At 72.1% G+C, this 21,608-nt stretch carries 18 protein-coding genes; 3 read left to right on the top strand and 15 right to left on the bottom strand.

From position 1 onward, the window contains the following. Window positions 1–5 precede the first annotated feature (5 nt). From ftsZ to BEP24_RS04825, 14 genes are all read right to left on the bottom strand, one after another. Window positions 6–1,169 (bottom strand): cell division protein FtsZ, encoded by a 1,164-nt coding sequence (gene ftsZ, locus BEP24_RS04890; protein ID WP_065960866.1) that lies wholly within the window; start codon window positions 1,167–1,169, stop codon window positions 6–8. A gap of 284 nt (window positions 1,170–1,453) precedes the next feature. Beyond that, window positions 1,454–2,758 carry an FtsQ-type POTRA domain-containing protein gene (locus tag BEP24_RS16880; protein ID WP_139197485.1) on the bottom strand — a complete coding sequence of 435 codons (1,305 nt, stop codon included), beginning with the start codon at window positions 2,756–2,758 and terminating at the stop codon, window positions 1,454–1,456. Continuing rightward, window positions 2,755–4,158 (bottom strand): UDP-N-acetylmuramate--L-alanine ligase, encoded by a 1,404-nt coding sequence (murC, locus tag BEP24_RS04880; protein WP_065960864.1) that lies wholly within the window; start codon window positions 4,156–4,158, stop codon window positions 2,755–2,757. Before murC ends, BEP24_RS16880 begins: the two co-directional genes overlap by 4 nt. Further along, a complete protein-coding gene (locus BEP24_RS04875; protein WP_065960862.1) occupies window positions 4,155–5,258 on the bottom strand; it encodes a UDP-N-acetylglucosamine--N-acetylmuramyl-(pentapeptide) pyrophosphoryl-undecaprenol N-acetylglucosamine transferase in 1,104 nt (367 codons plus the stop codon). Before BEP24_RS04875 ends, murC begins: the two co-directional genes overlap by 4 nt. Further along, window positions 5,255–6,610: a putative lipid II flippase FtsW gene (gene ftsW, locus BEP24_RS04870; RefSeq protein ID WP_083230084.1), complete on the bottom strand. Its 1,356-nt coding sequence runs from the start codon at window positions 6,608–6,610 to the stop codon at window positions 5,255–5,257. Before ftsW ends, BEP24_RS04875 begins: the two co-directional genes overlap by 4 nt. After that, complete coding sequence (gene murD / locus BEP24_RS04865) at window positions 6,579–8,105, bottom strand: UDP-N-acetylmuramoyl-L-alanine--D-glutamate ligase (RefSeq protein WP_065960860.1); 1,527 nt, start codon at window positions 8,103–8,105, stop codon at window positions 6,579–6,581. The genes ftsW and murD overlap by 32 nt, the downstream gene beginning before the upstream one ends. Further along, a complete protein-coding gene (mraY, locus tag BEP24_RS04860; RefSeq protein WP_065960856.1) occupies window positions 8,098–9,201 on the bottom strand; it encodes a phospho-N-acetylmuramoyl-pentapeptide-transferase in 1,104 nt (367 codons plus the stop codon). The genes murD and mraY overlap by 8 nt, the downstream gene beginning before the upstream one ends. After that, the gene (gene murF, locus BEP24_RS04855; protein ID WP_065960854.1) at window positions 9,198–10,694 is read right to left on the bottom strand and encodes a UDP-N-acetylmuramoyl-tripeptide--D-alanyl-D-alanine ligase; all 1,497 of its coding nucleotides are present in this window, start codon (window positions 10,692–10,694) and stop codon (window positions 9,198–9,200) included. The genes mraY and murF overlap by 4 nt, the downstream gene beginning before the upstream one ends. Then, window positions 10,691–12,319, bottom strand: a complete 1,629-nt coding sequence (locus tag BEP24_RS04850) for a UDP-N-acetylmuramoyl-L-alanyl-D-glutamate--2,6-diaminopimelate ligase (protein ID WP_065960937.1) — start codon at window positions 12,317–12,319, stop codon at window positions 10,691–10,693. Before BEP24_RS04850 ends, murF begins: the two co-directional genes overlap by 4 nt. 14 nt (window positions 12,320–12,333) lie before the next feature. Then, window positions 12,334–14,103, bottom strand: a complete 1,770-nt coding sequence (locus BEP24_RS04845; protein WP_083230083.1) for a penicillin-binding protein 2 — start codon at window positions 14,101–14,103, stop codon at window positions 12,334–12,336. A 72-nt stretch (window positions 14,104–14,175) separates the two neighbouring features. Beyond that, on the bottom strand, window positions 14,176–14,889 hold the full coding sequence (locus BEP24_RS17410; RefSeq protein ID WP_065960852.1) for a hypothetical protein: 714 nt from the start codon (window positions 14,887–14,889) through the stop codon (window positions 14,176–14,178). Between the two features lies 1 nt (window position 14,890). Then, complete coding sequence (gene rsmH, locus BEP24_RS04835; RefSeq protein WP_065960933.1) at window positions 14,891–15,847, bottom strand: 16S rRNA (cytosine(1402)-N(4))-methyltransferase RsmH; 957 nt, start codon at window positions 15,845–15,847, stop codon at window positions 14,891–14,893. Window positions 15,848–15,954: 107 nt separating this feature from the next. Beyond that, window positions 15,955–16,386, bottom strand: coding sequence for a division/cell wall cluster transcriptional repressor MraZ (gene mraZ / locus BEP24_RS04830; RefSeq protein WP_065960850.1), 432 nt, complete (start codon window positions 16,384–16,386; stop codon window positions 15,955–15,957). A gap of 359 nt (window positions 16,387–16,745) precedes the next feature. Next, on the bottom strand, window positions 16,746–17,147 hold the full coding sequence (locus tag BEP24_RS04825; protein WP_065960846.1) for a DUF3040 domain-containing protein: 402 nt from the start codon (window positions 17,145–17,147) through the stop codon (window positions 16,746–16,748). Between the two features lie 192 nt (window positions 17,148–17,339). On the opposite strand from BEP24_RS04825, the gene BEP24_RS04820 reads away from it, so the two are divergent. After that, entirely contained in the window at window positions 17,340–18,458 is a 1,119-nt protein-coding gene (locus tag BEP24_RS04820) for a polyprenyl synthetase family protein (RefSeq protein ID WP_065960844.1), read from the top strand. 169 nt (window positions 18,459–18,627) lie between these two features. Here BEP24_RS04820 and BEP24_RS04815 read toward each other — a convergent pair whose 3' ends face one another. After that, complete coding sequence (locus tag BEP24_RS04815; protein ID WP_253181572.1) at window positions 18,628–18,984, bottom strand: Rv2175c family DNA-binding protein; 357 nt, start codon at window positions 18,982–18,984, stop codon at window positions 18,628–18,630. 171 nt (window positions 18,985–19,155) lie between these two features. On the opposite strand from BEP24_RS04815, the gene BEP24_RS04810 reads away from it, so the two are divergent. Next, a complete protein-coding gene (locus tag BEP24_RS04810; protein WP_253181571.1) occupies window positions 19,156–20,457 on the top strand; it encodes a LysM peptidoglycan-binding domain-containing protein in 1,302 nt (433 codons plus the stop codon). A gap of 129 nt (window positions 20,458–20,586) precedes the next feature. Next, the coding region (locus BEP24_RS04805; RefSeq protein ID WP_141693352.1) for a protein kinase at window positions 20,587–21,608 on the top strand (1,022 nt) is incomplete at its 3' end.

Here is a 21,608-nt window from a genome sequence, read left to right as displayed (position 1 = left end):
GTTCCTTACTTGAGGAAGTCGGGGACGTCGAGTTCGTCGTCGCCGTCGAAGGCCGGGTCGGCGGCGCGCTGCGCCGGCGCCTCGTGCTGCTGCGAGGCCCACGACGGCGTGCTGGTCGCGGTGTCCTCGATCGAACCGGTCGCACCGCTGGACGCGGGAGCGGACGAGCCGCCCTCGGGGTCGACCCAGCTCGAGCGACGCTCCTTCTGCTGTGCGCTCGGCTCGCCGCCGTCGAAGCCGGCGGCGATGACGGTCACGCGGACCTCGTCGCCGAGGGTGTCGTCGATGACGGCACCGAAGATGATGTTGGCCTCGGGGTGGACCGCTTCCTGCACCAGGCGCGCGGCGTCGTTGATCTCGAAGATGCCGAGGTTCGACCCACCCTGGATCGAGAGCAGCACACCGTGCGCACCGTCGATCGAGGCCTCGAGCAGGGGCGAGGCCACGGCGAGCTCGGCGGCCTTGATCGCCCGGTCGGCCCCGCGGGACGAACCGATGCCCATGAGCGCGGAACCGGCGCCCTGCATGACCGACTTGACGTCGGCGAAGTCGAGGTTGATCAGACCCGGGGTCGTGATGAGGTCGGTGATGCCCTGCACGCCGGCGAGCAGCACCTGGTCGGCGGTCGCGAAGGCCTCGACCATGGAGATGCCGCGGTCGGAGATCTCGAGCAGGCGGTCGTTCGGGACGACGATGAGCGTGTCGACCTCGTCCTTGAGTCCGGCGACGCCGTTCTCGGCCTGGGACTGGCGACGCTTGCCCTCGAAGCTGAACGGCTTCGTGACGACGCCGATGGTGAGCGCGCCGATCGACTTCGCGATGCGCGCGACGACCGGCGCACCACCCGTACCGGTGCCGCCGCCCTCGCCTGCGGTGACGAAGACCATGTCGGCGCCCGCGAGGGCTTCCTCGATCTCCTCGGCGTGGTCCTCGGCGGCACGACGGCCGACCTCGGGGTCCGCGCCGGCACCGAGGCCGCGCGTGATCTCACGACCCACGTCGAGCTTCACGTCGGCGTCGCTGAGCAGGAGCGCCTGGGCGTCGGTGTTGATCGCGATGAACTCGACGCCGCGGAGGCCGAGCTCGATCATGCGGTTCACGGCGTTCACGCCGCCGCCGCCGACGCCGACGACCTTGATGACGGCGAGGTAGTTGTGGTTCGTGGTCACGTCAGTCGGGCCTCCGGTCGAAACCCTCAACCTCTACTTGAAGTTCAGGGGTCTTGCTGGTAGATGTGGTGCTCCGACGACGCTACGGGTGCCCCGGGAGCCCTGTCGCCCCGCCACGCCGCGTGTCGTCATTCGGGTTCCGCAATTCCGGCACCCGGACCAGCCGCCAGCGGTCGGTCCGCCGCACGCCCCGCCACCCGGGCCGTGCGGCCCGGCTCACTGCTCCGCGCGGACGATCCCGTCGCCCGGCTCACTGCTCCGCGCGGACGATCCCGTCGCCCGGCTCACTGCTTCGCGCGGACGATCCCGTTGTCCGGCGCGGACACGTCGTACTCGACCGGCGTCCCCGGGGCGCGGCCCTCGTGGTCCTTGACGAGCGCGGCGAGCAGCGCCGCCTTCGCCTCGGAGTCCTCCGGGCTCCCCCACACGACGTTCGACCCGTCGCGCAGCGTGAGCGTCACGTCGTCGGCCGTCGAGGCGCGCAGGTCGGTCACCTGCGACCGCACCGCCGACGGCAGCGCGAGCACCACCTCGGTCATCGTGCGGAACACCGGCGACCCGAGCTTCGCGCGCGACACGTCGGCGAGCGGCACCCCGTCCGGCCGCGAGGGCGACGACTGCACGACGATGCCGGCCGGGTCCACCAGGTCGAACGCGCTGCCGGACTGCACCGCGACGACGGGCGTGCGCTCGGTCACCGTCACCACGAGCGTGTGCGGCGGGACCTCCTCGGTCACGTAGCTCTCGATGAGCGGGAACCCGGCGACCTCGCGCTTGACCTCGCCGAGGTCGAGGCGGGCGAGCGGCGTGCCGAGCTGCGCGGACAGCGCCTGGCGCAGCGCGGTCTCGTCGACGCGGTTCGTCCCCTTGATCTCGATCGTCTGCAACGCCATCAGCGGCGAGTAGACCGCCACGAGCAACGAGGCGCCGAAGACCACGACGACCGCGGCCGCCGTGGTCCAGGCGGCGCGGCGGTGCCGGGAGCGCCGGGTGAACCGGCGCACCTCGTTGCGCTCGAGCAGCCGGCGCCGACGCTTCGCGACGCGCGCCTCGCGCGCCGTCTCGGCGGCACGGACACCGGCACCGATCGGGGTCGCGTGGTCCTCGTGGTCGTCGGACGGCCGGGAGGCGCGGTGCGCGTCGAGCACGTCGGTGACGGTCGCGACGTGGTCGCGTCCCCCGTCGCCCCGGTCGTCGTCGGCGTGCTCGGCACGGCCGGACCCGGCGGGACGGTGCTCCTCGTCGGGAGCGTACCCGCGGAGTCGTTCGGCGACCGAGGACAGCCCGGCGCCGAGCCGGCGGCCGGCGACGCCCGCGGCGGCACCGGCGCGGTCCCGCACCGACCCGCCGTCGGCCGACGCCTGCTCGTCGTGCCCGGCGTCGGGTGCGGCACCGGGCGGTCGACCCGCCGTCTCGGGGACCGCGGCTGACGGGGCGGGAGCGGGCTGCGCCTCCCGGCCGTCCGCCGGCACCGCGCGGGACGCACGCCGCGGGATCCGGGGACCACGACGCTGCCGTGGCGCGTCGGCACCGTCGGCCGGGGCGTCCGGGTGGTCCGGACGCTCGTCGAAGCCCTCGGGACGCTTCACTTGCCGAGCGCCTCGAGCACCTGGGGGATGATCCGGTACACGTCGCCGCAGCTGAGCGTCATGATGATGTCGCCGTCACGGGCGACCGCGGCGGCACGGGCCGCCGCCTCGTCCCAGTCGGGCAGGAACTCGACGCGCGACTGGTCGGCGAAGCGCTCCTGCACGAGGGCACCGGTGACGCCGGGCTCCGGGTCCTCGCGGGCGCCGTACACGTCGAGCACGACCGTGTGGTCGGCGAGCTCCTCGTAGACCTTCGCGAAGTCGCCGGCCATCAGGCGGGTGCGGGAGTACAGGTGCGGCTGGTGGATCGCGATGATCCGGCCGTCGCCCACGACGTTGCGCGCGGCACGGAGGGCCGCGGCGACCTCGGTCGGGTGGTGCGCGTAGTCGTCGTACACCGACACGCCGCGCTCGACACCGTGCAGCTCGAAGCGCCGCTCGGTCCCGCCGAACGCCTCGATGCCGCGGATCGCGTCGGCCGGAGCCACCCCGAGTCCGGTGAGCACCGCGAAGGCGCCGACCGCGTTCACGGCGTTGTGGCGACCCGGCACGCGGAGCGTCAGGTGGTGGCTCCGGCCGTCGGCACGGAGGTCCACCTCGACGCTCGCGGCCTCGACGATGCGTTCGATCCGGACGTCGGCGTCGGCGGCCTCGCCGAACGTGACGACCTCGGGGGCGTGCTCGAGCGCTCGGACACCCTCGGTGACCCGCTTCGCGCCCGCGTCGTCGCTCGACACGACGATGCGCTCGCGCGCCTTGCCCGCGAAGGTGACGAAGGCCTCGATGAAGGCCTCCTCGCTGCCGTAGTGGTCGAGGTGGTCCGCGTCGACGTTCGTGATGAGTGCGACCGCGACGTCGTAGAGCAGGAAGGAGCCGTCCGACTCGTCGGCCTCGACCACGAACAGGTCGCTGCTGCCCGGGGCGGAGCTCGTGCCGAGCGACTGGATGACCCCGCCGTTGACGAAGCTCGGGTCGAGGCCGAGCTCGACGAGCGCGGTCACGATCATCCCCGTCGAGGTGGTCTTGCCGTGCGCACCCGCGACGGCGACGAGGCGGTGCTCGGCGATCAGCGCGGCGAGGGCCTGCGACCGGTGCAGCACCGGCAGGCCGCGACGCTGCGCCTCGAGCAGCTCGGTGTTGTCCGGCCAGAGCGCACTCGTGACGACGATCGTGTCGGCAGCGCCGACGTTCGCCGCGTCGTGGCCGATGTGCACCTCGGCGCCGAGGTCGCGCATCGTGGCCGTCGTCGCGGTCTCGCGGGAGTCGCTGCCCGTCACGCGGTGCCCGGCGGCCAGGAACATGCGTGCGATGCCGCTCATGCCGGAGCCACCGATGCCCACGAAGTGGACCGTGCCGAGGTCGTCCGGGATCGGCTGGGTCAGGTCCGGCTTGATGGTCATCGTTCCTCCGTGGTGCTGGTGGTGCTCGAGGCGCGCTCGGCGTCCCGGACGAGGTCGGTCATCCGGTCGGCACCGTCGCGGTGTCCGACGCTGCCCGCGCGGACCGCCATGTCGGCGATGCGTGCGCGGTCCTGCAGGATGCCGAGCAGCTGGAACGTCACCCAGTCCTCGTCGAATTCCCCGTCCGCGACGAGCACCGCTCCCCCGGCCCCGACGACGTCGGCCGCGTTGTGCCGCTGCTCGCCGTTGCCGACCGGGTACGGCACCAGGACGCTCGGCAGGCCGACCGCGGTGAGCTCGCACACCATCCCGGCACCGGCGCGCGAGACGACGAAGTCCGCCGCGGCGTACGCCAGGTCCATCCGGTCGCAGTACGGCAGCACGTGGTAGCCGTCGAGGTCGCTCGGCCCGATGTCCGACTTCCCACCGACGACGTGCAGCACCTGCCACCCGGCGCCGACGATCGTCGCCGCCGACCGGTTCACCGTCTGGTTGATGCTCCGCGCCCCGGAGGACCCGCCCGTGACGAGCAGCACCGGGCGGGCCGGGTCGAGGCCGAACTCGGCGAGGCCCTCGTCGCGCCGCGCCCGTCGGTCCAGCGACTCGATCTCGCGGCGGAGCGGCATGCCGACGACCCGGCCGTGCCGGAGCCGGGTGTTCGAGAAGGTGAGCCCGACGTGCGACGTCAGGAAGGCCGCGAGGCGGTTCGCCAGGCCGGGCTTGGCGTTCTGCTCGTGCACGACGATCGGGGTGCCGGTGCGCTTGGCCGCGACGTACGCGGGGGCGGCCGCGTACCCGCCGACACCGAGGACCACGTCGACCCCGTGCTCGCGGATGTAGCGCTCGGTCTGCCGCACGGCTGCGGCGAACCGGCCGGGGAAGCGCAGCGCAGCGGCGTTCGGCTTCCGCGGGAACGGCAGGCGCGGGATCGTCAGGAGCTCGTAGCCGCGCATCGGGACGAGCCGCGACTCGAGGCCCTCGGCGGTCCCGAGCACGAGCACGCGGGCGTCCGGGTCGCGCTCGGTCAGGCGGTCGGCCACGGCGAGCAGCGGGTTGACGTGCCCGGCGGTGCCGCCGCCGGCGAAGAGGTAGGTGGTCACCGGAGCGTTCCGTTCTGTGGTGCGAAGCCGTTCGACGGCAGGGACCGGTCGGTGCCGCTGGCCCCGGTGCCCCGGCCCTTGCCGGGCAGGTCACGCGCGAAGGACAGCACGACGCCGATGGCGGCGAGCGTCATGATGAGCGCCGACCCACCGGCCGAGATGAGTGGGAGTGGCACGCCGAGCACGGGGAGCAGCCCGAGCACGACGGCGATGTTGACGAGCGCCTGGCCGATGATCCACGCGACGATCGCGCCCGTGACGGTGCGGACGAAGGGGTCGTTCGACTGGCGGATGACCTTGACCATGCTCACCGCGAGCACCACGAACAGGGCCAGCACGACGACCGCGCCGACGAGACCGAGTTCCTCGCCGATGATCGCGAAGATGTAGTCGTTGTCCGCCTCGGGCAGCCAGGACCACTTCGCCTTCGAGTTGCCGAGCCCGACGCCGAAGACGCCACCGGAGGCGAGCGCCCACATGCCGTGGACGGGCTGCCAGCACAGGTCCTGGTACTGGTTCGAGTCGGTGCAGCCGGAGAGCCACGCGCTGATGCGGGTCTGGCGCGAGGCCGACGCCATCGTGACGAACGGCAGCACGACCGCGATCGAGCCGAGGATCACGAGCAGGTGCCGCGCACGGGCGCCGCCGATGTAGAGGCCGCCGAGCACCAGGATGAGCATGATCATCGCCGTGCCCTGGTCGCCGCCGAGCAGGACCATGCCGAGCGGCAGCACCGTGGCGATGCCGACCGGGACGAAGATCTCCTTCCAGTCCTCGAGCTTGTCGCGCTTGACGTACATGATCGCGCCGATGCCGAGGGCCAGCGCGAGCTTGATCGCCTCGGAGGGCTGGGCGGTGAACGAGCCGAAGCCGACCCAGTTCCGGTTGCCCTGCACCTCGATGCCGAGGGGCGTGTACACGAGCAGCTGCAGGGCGAGCGCGGCACCGAGGATGCGCATCGCCCACTTGCGCCACAGCCGGGCCGGGACCCTGCTGGCGACGAGCATGAGCGGGACGCCGAGCACCGCGTACAGACCCTGGCGCGAGGCCGCCCCGAAGAAGTCGTGCGTCTTGGCGTACTGCTCGACGCTCGACGAGGACAGCACCATCACGACGCCGAAGACGACCAGGAAGAGCGTGATGCCGAGGATCGTGTAGAAGGTGCTCGACTCGGCGACGAAGACGTTCTTGACCGCGACGACCGCGCCGTTCGGGCGCCGGGAGGAGCCGGCACCCGTGGACCGGGACGGGACAGCGGGCCGGGACGCACCCGTCCCCGTCGGCCGACCGGTCGTGCCCGGAGCCGTCGTCTGCCGGGAGCTACGCCCGTTCGGGAGATCCGTGGTCGCCATCGGCTGTGCCTCCCAGGTGTTCGTGGACCGCCGCCGCGAATCGGCGCCCTCGGTCGGCGTAGGACTCGAACTGGTCGAACGACGCCGCAGCCGGGGCGAGGAGGACCGTGTCGCCCGGTCGCGCGACCGATGCGGCATGCCGGACCGCCTCGGGCATGACCTGATCAGTGTCCGTCGCCTGGACCTGCAGGACCGGGACCGCGGGCGCGTGTCGCGCGAATGCCTCGAGCACGGGGGTCCGGTCGGTGCCGATCACGACGACCGCACGGACGTCGGGGCCGAAGCGCTCGACGAGCCCGCCGACGTCGACGCCCTTGAACAGACCGCCGACGACCCACACGACGGTGTCGAACGACGCGAGCGACGCGGTGGCCGCGTGCGGGTTCGTCGCCTTCGAGTCGTCGACCCACGTGACGCCGTCCGCGGTCGCGACGTGCTCGGTGCGGTGGTGGTCGGCGTGGAAACCCTGCACCGCGGACCGGATGTGCGCCGGCTCGACCGAGGCCGCGCGGGCCAGGGCCGCCGCGGCGAGCACGTTCATGGTCATGTGCGGGCTCCCGAGCCCGGCGGCCTCGAGGTCGGCGACGGTCGCCAGCTCGAGCGCGCTGTTCCGCCGGTCCTCGGTGAAGGCCCGGTCGCAGAGCACGTCGTCGACGATGCCCACGTCGCCGGCTGCGGGGACCCCGGGCGTGAAGCCGACCGCACGGCAGCCCTCGACCACGTCGGCCTCCTCGACCATGCGACGGGTCGCGGCGTCCGCGGTGTTGTAGACGCACGCCATCACGGAGCGCTCGTAGACCTTGGCCTTCGCCGCGCGGTAGGCCTCGGCGGAGCCGTGCCACTCGAGGTGGTCGTCGGCGATGTTCAGGCAGGCGCTCGCGAGCGGGACGACCGCGCCGTCACCGGTCGTCGGCATGTAGTGCAGCTGGTGGCTCGACAGCTCGACCACCAGGACGTCGAAGCCCTCGGGGTCGCGCACGACGTCGAGCACCGGCACCCCGATGTTCCCGCACGCGACCGCGCGCAGCCCGGCGGCCTGGAACATCGCGGTCGTGAGCTGCGTCGTCGTGGTCTTGCCGTTCGTGCCCGTGATGGTCACCCACGGCGCGGCGATCGGACCGCGGACGACCTTGTCGCGCACGCGCCAGGCGAGCTCGACGTCGCCCCAGACCGTGCTGTGCTCGACGGCCCACCGGACGGTGGCGTTGTGCGGCGGCAGGCCCGGCGAGACGACGACCAGGTCCGGCGCCTGCTGCTCGAGCGCGGCGGGCACGGCGTCGAGCGGGGTGCGCTCGAAGCTCGCCCCGATCACGTCGAGCAGCTCGACCGTGTCGGCGGGACCGTCCGGCGCGTAGACCGTCACGGCACCGCCGAGTTCGACGAGCGTGTCCGCGACCGAGAAGCCCGTGGCACCGAGCCCGAGGACCGCGACCCGCAGGCCCTTCCACCCCTCGGCGTACCAGCTGTCGAGACCTTCCGTACGGGCGTCAACCAACTCGTGCGATCCATTCCAGGTAGAAGAGTCCGACCCCGGCCGCGACGCACAGCCCCGCGATGATCCAGAAGCGGACGACGACGGTGACCTCGGCCCAGCCCTTGAGCTCGAAGTGGTGGTGCAGGGGGCTCATCCGGAAGATGCGCTTGCCGTGCGTGATCTTGAAGTACGCGCGCTGCAGGATGACCGATCCGGTGACGATGAAGAACAGACCGCCGATGAGGACGAGCAGGAGCTCGGTGCGGCTGAGGATCGCGAGCCCGGCAAGGGCACCGCCGAGGCCGAGCGAGCCGGTGTCACCGAGGAAGATCTGCGCGGGCGAGGTGTTGTACCAGAGGAAGCCGATCAGGCCTCCGCACACGGCCGCCGCGACGACCGCGAGGTCGAGCGGGTCCGAGGTGCTGTAGCAGGCGGCGCGCGTCGTCTCGTCGAGCCGGATGCCGCCGCAGATCTGGTTCGACTGCCAGAACCCGATGATGACGTAGGACCCGATCGCGAGGATGCTCGACCCGGTCGCCAGGCCGTCGAGCCCGTCGGCGACGTTGACGCCGTTCGAGGTCGACACGGTCAGCAGGACGATCCACGCGAGGAACAGGATCGTGCCGATCACGGTGCCGAGCGCCATGAAGTCGAGCCACGGGACGTCCCGGATCGCGGAGATCATCGTGGACGCCGGGGGCTTGCCGTTGCCGGTCGGGACCACGAGCGCGATCGTCGCGAACACGACGCCGACGATCACCTGCCCGAGGACCTTCGCCCAGCCACCGAGCCCGAGGCTGCGCTGGCGGCGGACCTTGAGGAAGTCGTCGATGAACCCGACGAACCCGAGGCCGACCATGAGGAACAGCACGAGCAGCCCGGAGAGCGTGACCGAGTCACGGCCGACGAGGTGCCCGACGAAGTAGCCGAGCACCGCGCCGAGGATCAGGACGATGCCGCCCATGGTGGCGGTGCCCCGCTTGGTGTGGTGCGACTGCGGGCCGTCGTCGCGGATGAACTGCCCCCACCCGAGACGGTGGAACAGCTTGATGAACAACGGCGTGAGCAGCAGTGTGAACACCAGCGACACGGCGCCGGCGATCAGGAGCGCGATCATTCGGTGACACCTCCGAGGCGGTCGCCGAGGAATCGCAGTTCCGCGGACTTCGAGGACTTGACCAGGACGACGTCACCGGGACGCAGCATGTCCTGCAGGGTGCGGACGGCCTCGTCGACGTCCTCGGCGTACACGGACTCGCCGTCCCACGATCCCTCGAGGGTGGCGGCCTGGTGGATGGGCAGCGCGCCGCGGCCGACGACCACGAGCTGGCCGATGCCGAGCCGCACGACGAGCCGACCGATGCGGTCGTGCTCCTCGACGGAGAACTCGCCGAGCTCGGCCATCTCGCCGAGCACGGCGACGGAGCGCTCCCCCGGTCGCACGACCTGCGCGAGGGTCCGCAGTGCAGCCGCCGTCGAGTCGGGCGACGCGTTGTAGGCGTCGTTGATGACGGTCACGCCCTCGGGGCCGCCCCGGAGCAGCTCCATGCGCCAGCGCTCGGCGCGCGTCATCGACGCGAGCGCCGCAGCACCCTCGGCGAGCGGCACGCCCCACAGGTGCGCGACGGTCAGGGCGGCGGACGCGTTCATCGCGTGGTGCTCGCCGAGGATGGCGAGGCGGACGTCGACGGTCTCGGGGACCGGTGCCGTGTCGGCCGGGTGGTCTGCCGCGGCCTCCGACGGGACGGGAGGCGCGGTGAGCGTGAAGCGGGTGCCGCTGCGGTCCGTCTCGATGCCGCCGATGCGGTAGTCCGCCCCGGCGGACGTGCCGAAGCCGACCACACGGGCGTCGGTGACCGCGCGCATGGACGCGACACGGTCGTCGTCGACGTTGAGCAGGGCCGTCGCGGTGGCCGGCAGGTCGGTGACCATCTCGGACTTGGCGCGCTGGGTCGCCTCGATGCCGCCGAACTCACCGGCGTGCGCGAGTCCGACCTTGAGGACGACGCCGACGTCGGGCTCGGCGATCGACACGAGCTTCGCGATGTGGCCCTTGCCGCTCGCGCCCATCTCGACCACGAGGAAGCGCGTGTCGTGCGTGATCCCGAGCATCGAGATCGGCGCGCCGACGTGGTTGTTGAACGACCCCTGCGGCGCGACCGTCTCACCCTGGGTGGCGAGGATCGTGCGGAGCATGTTCTTCGTGCTCGTCTTGCCGTTCGAACCGGTGATCCCGACCACGCGGAGCGGTGCCGGGGCGCCGTGCTCGTCGGTCCGGTCGGCGCTCGAGGCGCGCACGCGGGCGACGACCTCGTGCGCGAGCGCGGCGAGGGCGGCGTAGCCGTCGGCCACGACGACCTGGGCGGTGTCGGAGCCCTCGGGCAGCTCGACGGCACGCTCGGTGACGACGAGGGCGGCACCGGCGGTCGCGGCGGCGGGGACGAAGCGGTGGCCGTCGGTCTCCTCGCCGAGCAGCGCGAAGAACACGCTGCCCGGTCCGACCAGGCGGGAGTCGGTCTCGACGCTGCCGTCGACGACCTGCTCCGGGGCACCGCTGACGAGCTCGCCGCCGATCGCGGCGGCGATCTCGGCGAGGGTCAGGGCGATCATCGGATCTCCTCCGTGGGGCCGCTGTTCGGCTCCCAGCCGGCCTCGCGGAGCGCCTGGCGGGCCTCGTCGCGGGCGGAGTACGGCGTGCGGACGCCCTGGATGTCGCGGTAGTCCTGGTGGCCGGGTCCGGCCCACAGGATCGAGTCGCCCTCGCCGAGCAGGCTCACGGCCTTGCGGATCGCGGCCTCGGGCGGGCTGACCTCGTAGGTCTCGTGGTCGGGGAACGCCTCGCGTGCGGCGTCGACCAGGGTCTTGCGGATGCTCGCGGCGTCCTCGAAGCGCGGGTGGTGGTCGGTGACGACCAGGATGTCCGACCCGGCTGCGGCGACGCGGGCCATGGCGGCGCGCTTCGTCGTGTCGCGGTCGCCGTCGGCGCCGAACAGCATCAGGACCCGGCCGGGGGTGAACTGCCGGACGGCCGCGAGGGTGTTCTCGAAGGCGTCGGGCGAGTGCCCGAAGTCGACGTACACGCTCGGGCCGTGCTCACCCGAGACGCGCTCGGTGCGGCCCGGCAGGTAGCACTCGATCGCGCTGACGCGGGGGCCGTCCTCGGTCTCGTCCGGGTAGCGGCGGTGGCCCGACTCGAGCGCCTGGGCGATCGCCCCGAGCTCGAAGCCGCCCTCGACCAGCATGACGATCGCGAGCGCCGCGTTGGCGGCCATGTGCCAGCCGATGAGCGGCACCCGCGTGGTGAGCGCGCGGCCCTCGGGCCCGGTCAGGCGGAACTCGGTGTACGCGGCCTGCGCCGAGACGATGTCGACGTGCCACTCGGCCTCGACGTCCGGGTGCACCGTGATCGTGGTGACCGGGATGCGGGAGTCCTGCACCACGCGGTGGCCCCAGTCGGTGTCCAGCGAGACGACGCCGCGACGGGCGTGCTCGGGCTGGAACAGCGGGAGCTTCGCTTGGTAGTACTCCTCCATGTCGGCGTAGTCGTCGAGGTGGTCGTGCGACAGGTTGGTGAACCCGGCGACGTCGAAGACGATGCCGTCGACGCGGTGCCGGCTGAGGGCCTGGGCGCTCACCTCGACGGCGACCGCGCGGACCTCGGACTCGCGCATGCGGGCGAGCAGGGCGTGCATCTCGCTCGCCTCGGGCGTGGTCAGCCGGCTCGTCACGCTGAGCGACCCGATGTGACGCTCCGCGGTCGAGCTCAGGCCGGACACGAGGCCGAGCTGCTTGAGGATGCCCTCGAGGATGTACGACGTGCTCGTCTTGCCGTTCGTGCCGGTCGTGGCGAACAGCTGCGGCAGGTCGGTGGCCTCGTCCGGGTGGGTGCGGTAGACCCAGGCCGAGACGTCGCCGAGTGCGGCACGGGGGTCCTCGACCACGAGCACCGGCAGGCCCGCGGGCTCGGCCAGTGCCACGCCCTCGGCGTCGGTCAGGACGGCGACGGCACCGCGCTCGGCGGCCTCGGCGGCGAACTGCGCGCCGTGCCGGTTCGCACCGTGCACACCGACGAACAGGTCACCCGGCTGCACCTCGGCGGCGCTCAGGGTGACGCCCGTCGCCTCGACGGCGTCGACCGTGCCGACGACGCGCATGCCGAACGCGTTCGCGAGTTCGGCCACGCTCCTCGGGGTCGGGTGTTCGGGTCGGAGGACCGGGGGGATCCGTGCGGACAAGTGCTCCTTCTTCCTCACCACGTGGACGGGTACAGCTGCGCCTCGGCCGTGGAGGGGGCTACTCGGTACTTCTCGAGCACCTGGGACATGAGAGTTCGGAACGCCGGAGCCGCTCCGCTGGACCACTTGTTGGTCTGCGGCTTCGTGAACGTCACCGTGACAACATACTGGGGGTCCTCGGCGGGTGCCATTCCGGCCACCGACGTGATGCGCTGACCGCCGTAGCCCTTCGAGCCCTCGGCGACCTCGGCCGTACCGGTCTTCGCGGCCACGTTGTAGCCCGAGATCGGCTTCATGCCGACGAGCGTGCCGCCCGTGACGACGCTCTGCAGCATCTTGACGGTCTGGTTCGCGGCCGCAGGCGAGACGACCTGCTGGCCCTGCACGTCGGGCGCGTCGATGGTCTTGCCGTCGGCCGTCTGGCAGCCCTTGACCATGTGCAGCGGGATCCGGACCCCGTTGTTCGCGAGCGTCTGGAACACGCTCGCCACCTGGACCGCGGTCGTCGAGATGCCCTGGCCGAACATCGAGTTGATGTTCGTCTGGCTGCTCCAGTCCGGGCTCGCGCCGTACTGCATGGACGGCTGGCCCGGGTACTGGATGGCCGACTCGGGCTCGAACAGCCCGAACTTCTTCATGTACTCGTAGCGCTGCTGCTGCGACAGGCGCTCACCGAGCTCGGTGATGCCGACGTTCGACGAGTTCTGCAGGATGCCGGTGAGCGTCAGGTTCTCGGTCGGGTGGAACTCCGAGTCCTGGATCTTGCCACCCCACGGGAACGAACGCGAGTAGGGGACGACCGCACGGTCGGTCGGGCTCGACTTGCCCTCGTTGATGAGCGCCGCGGCGATCGCGGCCTTGATGGTCGATCCCGGCTCGTACGTGGCGGTCAGCGCGCGGGAGCCGTACGCCCCCGTGTCCTTCGTCGCGTCGACGTCGTTCGGGTCCACCGTCGGGTAGTCGGCGACGGCGAGCAGCTCCCCGGTCTTCACGCTCGTGACGGTCGCGGTCGCCGACTCGGCCTGCAGGTCCTTGGCGGCGGACGCGATCGTCTGCTGGGCCATGTACTGCAGGTCGCTGTCGATCGTGGTCTGCAGCGTGCCGCCGTCCTTGGCCTGCGTCTTCGTCACGGTGCTGCCGGGCAGCTGGACGCCGTCCTCACCGCGCTCGTAGGTCTCGGAGCCGTTGCGCCCCGCGAGGCACGCGTTGTAGGAGTACTCGAGCCCGGCCTGGGCGCCGTCGGTCCCCATGAACCCGGTCAGGGCACCGGCCGTCGCGCCGGTCGGGTAGATGCGGGCCGACTGCTGCTCCGGGTAGACCCAGGGCACCTCGAGCTCGCGCACCGCCTCGTACCGCTTCACGTCGAGGCCCTTGACCAGGTAGGCGAAGTCGGACCGCGGGTCGGCCGCGACGTTCTTCTGCATGGTCGCGACGTCGCCGCCGGACGCCTTCGCGATCGCGCGCAGGGCCTCGTCGACCGTGACGTCCTTGACGCGGGTGCCGCCGAGGGTCCCCCGGAAGTCCTTGACGAGCCGCGGTGCGGTCGTGATGTTGTAGCGGTTCACGCTGTCGGCCAGCTCGACGCCGTTGCGGTCGACGATCTCGCCACGGGTGCCGTAGATGGTCACCGGGATGCTGCGCTTGGCCTTCGACTGCTCGTTGAGGTCGGCGGCCTGGACGACCTGGATGTCGACCAGGCGGATCACGAAGACCGCCACGAGGGCGATGACGGCGATCATCACGACGCTGTAGCGCAGTCGTCGGCTGCGGATCGTCTTGGTCACGCGGTGCGGTCCTTCCCGTGTGGTGCGTCAGGGTGCCCGGGGTCCACGTCACGGCGTGTCCCGGGCCGCAGGTCACCGCGTCGAGGGCGCCTGGAGCTGGTTCGGGTCGGACTCTACGTCGGGCGCGGACGATGCCCCGCCCGACGCGCTGGCGCCCGCGGTCTTCCCAGCGGCACCGCTCGTGGCGCCGGCGCCGGAGGCGGTCCCGGCGGCGGAGCCCGTGGTGCCCGTCGTCGCGGCGTCGGTCGGCGCCGGTGCGGCGTCGCCGTTCTCCTTGCTCGTGGCGGTGTCGCCCTTGCCCGCGGCGAGCGGCACCGGGTCGAGCAGTGCGTTCGGCACCTGGTTCGCCGTGCTCGCGGTCGCCTCGTCGGGGGCGGCCGGGGTCGGCGTCCCGTAGACCTGCCCGGTCTTCGGGTCGAGGTACACCGGCGTGGAGTTCGCGATCATCCCGAGGGCCTGCGCGTTGCGGGCGAGGTTCTGCGGCGAGTCGAGCACCCGGAGGTCCTCGGACAGCGACTGCTGCGTCCGCGAGAGCTTCGTCTGCTCGGCGCCGAGCGAGGACAGCGTGTAGGCGCCCTGGCTGAGCACCATGCTGATGCCGAGCTGCGCGAGCAGCAGGATGCCGAGCGACGCCACCGCGACCACGGCGTACGCGATGCGCGGCCGTGCCCGGCGCTGGGCCTTCGTGGGCGCGACCTCGACCAGTTCCGGCCGGTCGTGGCGGGACGGGCGCGGGGCACGCGACGGGGCGACGACAGGGTCGACGAGTGCGAGGTTCGTGCTCATGTCACTTCCGGATCCGCTCGGCCGCGCGCAGGCGCACGGGGATGGCACGGGGGTTGGCGGCGCGTTCGGCCTCGTCGGCCAGTTCCGCGCCCTTGACGACCAGGGAGAAGGTGGGGGCGTGCTCGGGGAGCTCGACCGGCAGGTCGGCCGGCGCGCTCGAGGTGGTGCGGGCGACGAGCGCTCGCTTCACCAGGCGGTCCTCGAGCGACTGGTACGACTCGACGACGATCCGACCACCGACCGCGATCGTGTCGAGCGCCGCCGGGATCGCCCGCTCGAGCACGGCCAGTTCGGCGTTCACCTCGATGCGGAGCGCCTGGAAGACGCGCTTGGCCGGGTGTCCCTGGCGCTGCACGGCCACCGGGGTGGCGTCGTGCAGGACCTGGACGAGGTCACCGGACATCTCGAACGGCCGCTCGGCTCGACGGGCGACGATCGCCTTGGCGTACCGCCCGGCGAGCTTCTCCTCGCCGTAGCGCTGGAAGATGCGGCGCAGCTCGCCCTCGTCGTAGGTCGCCAGGACGTCGGCGGCGGTCTGCCCCTCGGTCCGGTCCATGCGCATGTCGAGCGGTGCGTCCTGGCTGTAGGCGAAGCCGCGCTCCGCCCGGTCGAGCTGGAGCGACGAGACGCCGAGGTCGAACAGCACGCCGTCGACCTCGCGGAACCCCTCACCCTCGACCGCGTCGACGATGCCGTCGTAGACCGTGTGCACGAGGCGCACGCGGTCGCCGAAGCGGGCGAGCCGCTCCCCCGCGATGCCGAGGGCGTCGGTGTCGCGGTCGAGCCCGATCAGGGTCAGCTCCGGGAAGCGCTCGAGGAGCGCCTCGGAGTGTCCGCCCATGCCGAGCGTGGCGTCGACGACGACCTTGCCCGGCCCCTCGAGGGTCGGTGTGAACAGGTCGACGATGCGCTGCAGCATCACCGGCGTGTGCGGGAACTTCGGCTGGTCTTCGGCCATGTGCAGCCCCTCGGCCTCCTGGGCCACGCACCCGGATCCCCATCCATGCGACCTGACACCGGGGAAGGTGTGTCAGGGCACCACGGCTGGGAGTCCCGATCCGCGGATCAGAAGATCCCCGGGATCACCTCCTCGTCGTTGTCGGCGAAGCCCTCTTCGACCTCTGCGTAGTAGGCCTCCCACGCGGGGGTCGACCAGATCTCGGCACGGTCACCGCTGCCGATGACCGTGAGGTCCCGCTCGAGCCCCGCGTACTCGCGGAGGTTCTGCGGGATCGTGACGCGGTTCTGCTTGTCCGGGGTCTCCGCGCTCGCTCCGGAGAGGAACAGGCGCATGTAGTCCCGGGTGCGCTTCGACGTCATCGGTGCGGTGCGGATCCGTTCGTGCAGCTGCTCGAACGTGTCCGCGCTGTAGACGACGACGCAACGCTCCTGTCCACGGGTCATCACGAGCCCGCCGGACAGTTCGTCCCGGAACTTGGCGGGGAGGATCACGCGACCCTTCTCGTCGAGCTTCGGGGCATGGGTACCGAGCAACACGTCGGGGCCTCCCCTCCGCTCCACCGGACCGTCGTGTTCCCCACTTTACTCCACTTCGCTCCCCGCGGAACGGTCAGGGCTCCCCGATCTGCCCGGATCCCCCGTTCTGGGGGCCCCTGGAGCGCCCCGGCGGTGGGGACGAGCGGCACCGATCCGCGCAGACACGGCGATCGGGCGCGCGGTGGCGCGCGTGGAGGGAAGTGGAGGACTTCCACAGGTCGGTGGCGGTCGGAGGGCGCGCCGGACGGGAGGCGCGGGTCGGCCCCGCCCCGCGCCTCCCGTCCGTCACCCCACCCCCGGGAACGACGAACGGGGCCGGTCCCGAAGGACCGGCCCCGTGGAGGCGTGTGGAGGAGCGGCTACTGCTGCCCGGGATCGTTGCGCTTGTCCCAGCGCTCGTTGAGCCGGTCCATGAAGGACCCGCCCGACGATGCGGGACGCGCGGGGCGACCCGGCGCGGAGGACCCGGCGCGCGGCGCACCGGCCCCGGCCTTCGGCATGCGCATGCCCGGACGCAGCGCGTAGAGCACGCCGGCGAGCATCACGACGAAGCCGGGCAGACCGAGCAACGGCTGCTTGAGGACGAGCGCGAGGACGAGGACGGCGATCCCGACGAGGGCACCGAGCACCCCGATGGTGATCGTCGTGTAGCTCGGACGGCCCTGGCGACGCGTGACGCGCGCCACGAAGTCGGAGTCGTTCTGGTAGAGGCTACGCTCCATCTCCTCGAGGAGGCGCTGCTCTTGCTCCGAGAGTGGCATCTTGTTTCCCTCTGTTCCTGGGGATGCTGTCCTGGTGACCGCTGGTCGTGCTCGCACCGGTCGTGACGGGCACTGGTTGCTCCGGCTCGACCGAGGTCACGGCCCGTTCGTGCGGGTCGGTGGAGTCAGGTCGGCACCACCGCCGGAAGTGGACCGAGTCTACGTCTCAGCCGCTCCACTAGGGTAGGGACCGTGGCTGAGAGTACGCGATTAGTGGACCTCGTTTCGGCACGGGTGGAACGGGCCCTCGACGAGCAGCGTGAGCGGCTCCTCGCGATCAGCCCGGACCTCGCGCCGTTCGACCGGTACGCGCGGGACCTGCTGTCCGGCGGCAAGCGCTTCCGGGCGCTGTTCTGCTACTGGGGATGGCAGTCGGTGGCGGGCCGGTCGGGCTCCTTCGACCCCCTGGCCGAGGGGTCCCGGCAGACCACCGCCGAGGCGATCGTCACCGTCGCCGCCGCGCTCGAGGTCTTCCACGCCGCAGCCCTCGTGCACGACGACATCATGGACCGCTCCGACACCCGTCGCGGGCGCCCCGCGGCGCACCGCCGGTTCGAGTCACTGCACGCCGAGTCCGGCTGGGCCGGTGACCGTTCCCTCTACGGCACGAACTCCGCGCTCCTGCTCGGCGACCTGCTGCTCTCCCTGAGCGACGCGGTCTTCGACGAGGGCCTGGCCCTGCTCGACCCCGCCCGTGCCCGGATCGTGCGGCGGGAGTTCCACGCGATGCGGCTCGACGTCACGGCCGGTCAGTACCTCGACGTCCACGAGGAGACCGCCTGGCCGTCGATCGACGAGTCCGAGCACCTCGTCCGCGCCCAACGCGTCATCGTCTTCAAGTCGGCGAAGTACTCGATCGAGGCCCCGCTCGTGATCGGCGCCCTGGTCGCCGGTGCGTCCGAGGCCCAGCTCGACGGCCTCCGCTCGTTCGGCCTCCCCCTCGGCGTCGCGTACCAGCTGCGGGACGACCTGCTCGGCGTCTTCGGTGACCCCGAGGTGACCGGCAAGCCCGCGGGCGACGACCTCCGCGAGGGCAAGCGCACCGTCCTCATCGCCTCGGCCCGCAAGGCGCTGTCCTCCGGCCCACGGCAGCTCCTCGACGAGCTCCTCGGCGACCCGGAGCTCGACGAGGCGCAGGTGCAGATGCTCCGCGCGACGCTCACCGAGTCCGGCGCGGTCGCCGCGGTCGAGCGTTCGATCGAACGGCACGTGCACCGCGCGAAGACCGCGCTCGAGGCGACCCCGCTCACGCCGTCCGCGCGCGACCAGCTCCTCGCGCTGGCCGACACGGTCAGCCGCCGGGTCGCCTAGCGACGCACGCGCGGCCCGGGACGCGACCCACCGACGGACGGGAGGCGCGTGGCGAGGTCGCCACGCGCCTCCCGTCCGTCTTCGGTCGGTCCGTCAGGGCAGCGACTGCCCGTCAGAGCAGCGACTGCCCGTCAGGGCAGCGACTGCCCGTCAGAGCAGCGACTGTCCCTCAGAGCAGCGACTGGGCGACGCGGCGCACCTCGGCCTTGCGGCCGGCGCGCAGCGCCGCGATCGGCGAGGTCCCCAGGGCGGGCTCCTCGGACAGCATCCAGCGCACGGCCTCGTCGTCGGTGAAGCCGTTGTCGCCGAGGACGACGAGCGTCCCGCGCAGCTCGGGCAGGGGCTCGCGGCCGTCCAGGAACTCGCTCGGGACCCGGAGGACACCACCGACCCGGGCGGCGAGCAGAGTCTTCTGCTCGAACAGGCGGTGGATGCGCCCCGGGCTGGTGCTCAGCATGTCCACCAGGTCGGGGACCGTCAGCCAGCGCTCGGAGAGGGTCGTGTCGTCGATCGGTGCAGCACTCACGGACCCATCGTGCCAGAGGAGACGCCCGGTGCCGTCGGTCTCGTTCGTCACACGAGTCACATGCACCCCACTCGACTCTCTGGTTGACTTGGGAATCACGCCATGCCAGCGTGGAGTCACCTGTGAGTGCTCGCACGCGCGAGGACGGCTCACCCCAGACAGGAGAAACCCGTGGACAACGCTGCAGACGAAGTCGCCCGGCGCGCACGATCCGCCCGGTTCGCCACCATGCCCATCGTCCTCGCGGGCACGATCGCGGTGACGGCCGGCCTCACCGGTCCGATCGCCCACGCCGAGCCCCGACACGACGACGACGCCGCGAAGAAGCGGCAGGTCGACCAGGACCGCAACGTCGGGGACCGCCCGGTCTTCGGCACCGCGGTCGCGCGCCCCGGCCAGGCCACCGTCTCCACGGTCGCGTCGGTGTCGGCGGCGCCGACCACGTACACGGTCCGCCAGGGCGACACCATCTCCGGCATCGCGTCCCGCTTCGGGCTGTCCGCGCAGGACGTCCTCGTGCGCAACGGCCTCGGCTGGAACACGATCATCCACCCGGGCCAGACCCTGCACCTGGCGTCGCAGCCCGCGGCCCCGGCAGCAGCGCCGGCCCGCCCGGCGTCCACCGTGACCGCGAGCGCCACGGGCAGCTACCACGTCAAGCAGGGCGACACGGTGTCCGCGATCGCCGCGCGCGTGGGGGTCTCCACCTCGGCGCTGCTCAGCGCGAACAACCTGTCGCAGCGCTCCACGATCTACCCCGGCCAGACCCTGACCGTCCCGGGCGCGTCCGCCCCGGCGCCGGTCTCGGCCACCCCGGCTCCGGCGGCGACCGCAGCACCGGCCGCCGCGAGCGCTCCGGCGCGGGCCGGCAGCGTCCAGATCCGGACCGGCGACACCATCGCCGCGATCGCCACGGCGAACGGGGTGTCGGTGAAGGCGCTCCTGTCGGCGAACGGCCTGACCTACACGAGCACGATCTACGCGGGCAAGACCCTCGTGCTCCCGGCGTCCACCGTGACGGCGTCCGCGCCGACGACCGTCGCCGTCGCCGGCCCCGTCCAGTCCAGCGTCAACGGGGTCGCGCTCTCCGCCGAGCAGCGCGCGAACGCGGCCACGATCGTCTCGGTCGGTCGGTCCATGGGGGTGCCGGAGCGCGGGATCGTCATCGCCCTCGCCGCCGCGCTCCAGGAGTCGAGCCTGCGCAACCTGCCGAACGGCGACCGCGACTCGGTCGGCCTCTTCCAGCAGCGTCCGAGCCAGGGCTGGGGCGACAAGGCCACGCTGCAGGACCCGGCTTCGGCCACGCGCCTCTTCTTCAAGGGCAACCCGGGCAAGACCCGCGGCCTGCTCGCGATCCCGAACTGGTCGGGCATGGCCCTGACCGACGCAGCGCAGGCCGTGCAGGTCTCCGCGTACCCGGGCGAGTACGCGAAGTGGGAACAGACCGCGAAGTCGCTCCTGGCCACGCTCTGACCCCGACGTCCGTAGCGGACACGCGCAGCCGGTCGGTCGGCCGACCCGACTCATCCTCGAGATCGAGATCGGGTAACGACCGGTGCGTCAGCGCGGGCCCGACCAGGACGGCTTCGTAGAATGCCGCCGATGACCACCAACGCCACGGACCCCATGATCGGTCGCATGATCGACCAGCGGTACCGCGTGCGCTCGCGGATCGCCCGCGGCGGCATGGCCACGGTGTACCTCGCGACCGACGTCCGGCTCGAGCGCCGGGTCGCGATCAAGATCATGCACGGACACCTCGCCGACGACCAGGCGTTCCGGGAGCGCTTCATCCAGGAGGCCCGGTCGGCCGCCCGGCTCTCCCACCCGAACCTCGTCGGCGTCTACGACCAGGGTGCCGAGGACGACACCGCGTACATCGTCATGGAGTACATCCCGGGCATCACGCTCCGGGACCTCCTGCAGGAGCACCACGCGCTCACGCCCGAGCAGGCGACCGACATCCTCCGGGCCGTCCTCGCCGGTCTCGCCTCGGCGCACCGCGCCGGGATCGTGCACCGCGACCTCAAGCCCGAGAACGTCCTGCTCGCCGACGACGGGCGCATCAAGCTCGGCGACTTCGGGCTCGCCCGTGCGACGACCGCGAACACCGCGACCGGCGCGGCGCTCCTCGGCACCATCGCCTACCTCTCCCCCGAGCTCGTCACCCGCGGGTCCGCCGACTCGCGCAGCGACATCTACGCGCTCGGCATCATGCTCTACGAGATGCTCACCGGCGAGCAGCCCTACAAGGGCGACCAGCCGATGCAGATCGCCTACCAGCACGCCAACGACACCGTGCCGGCCCCGAGCGCGTCGACGCCCGGGATCCCGCCGGAGCTCGACGACCTCGTGGCCTGGTCGACGGCCCGCGACCCCGAGGACCGACCGCGCGACGCCCGCGAGATGCTCGACCACATGTCGGGCGTCCAGCAGCGCGCGACCGGGCAGTACCGCACGGCCGTGCTGCGCCCCGAGAACGCGACCGCGATCCTCCCGGCCGGTGCCGTCTCGCCGTCCTCGATCGGCTCCGCGCCGGACTCGGGCGACGCGACGAGCGTCATCCCCCGCGCCACCGCCGACGCCCCGTCCGCCCCGTCCGCCCCGGTCCGTCGCGGTGCTCC

Origin of the sequence: Curtobacterium sp. UCD-KPL2560 (genome assembly GCF_001705035.1) — a bacterium.
In the GTDB taxonomy this organism is placed as follows: domain Bacteria; phylum Actinomycetota; class Actinomycetes; order Actinomycetales; family Microbacteriaceae; genus Curtobacterium.
This window is presented reverse-complemented; position numbering and strand designations above follow the sequence as displayed.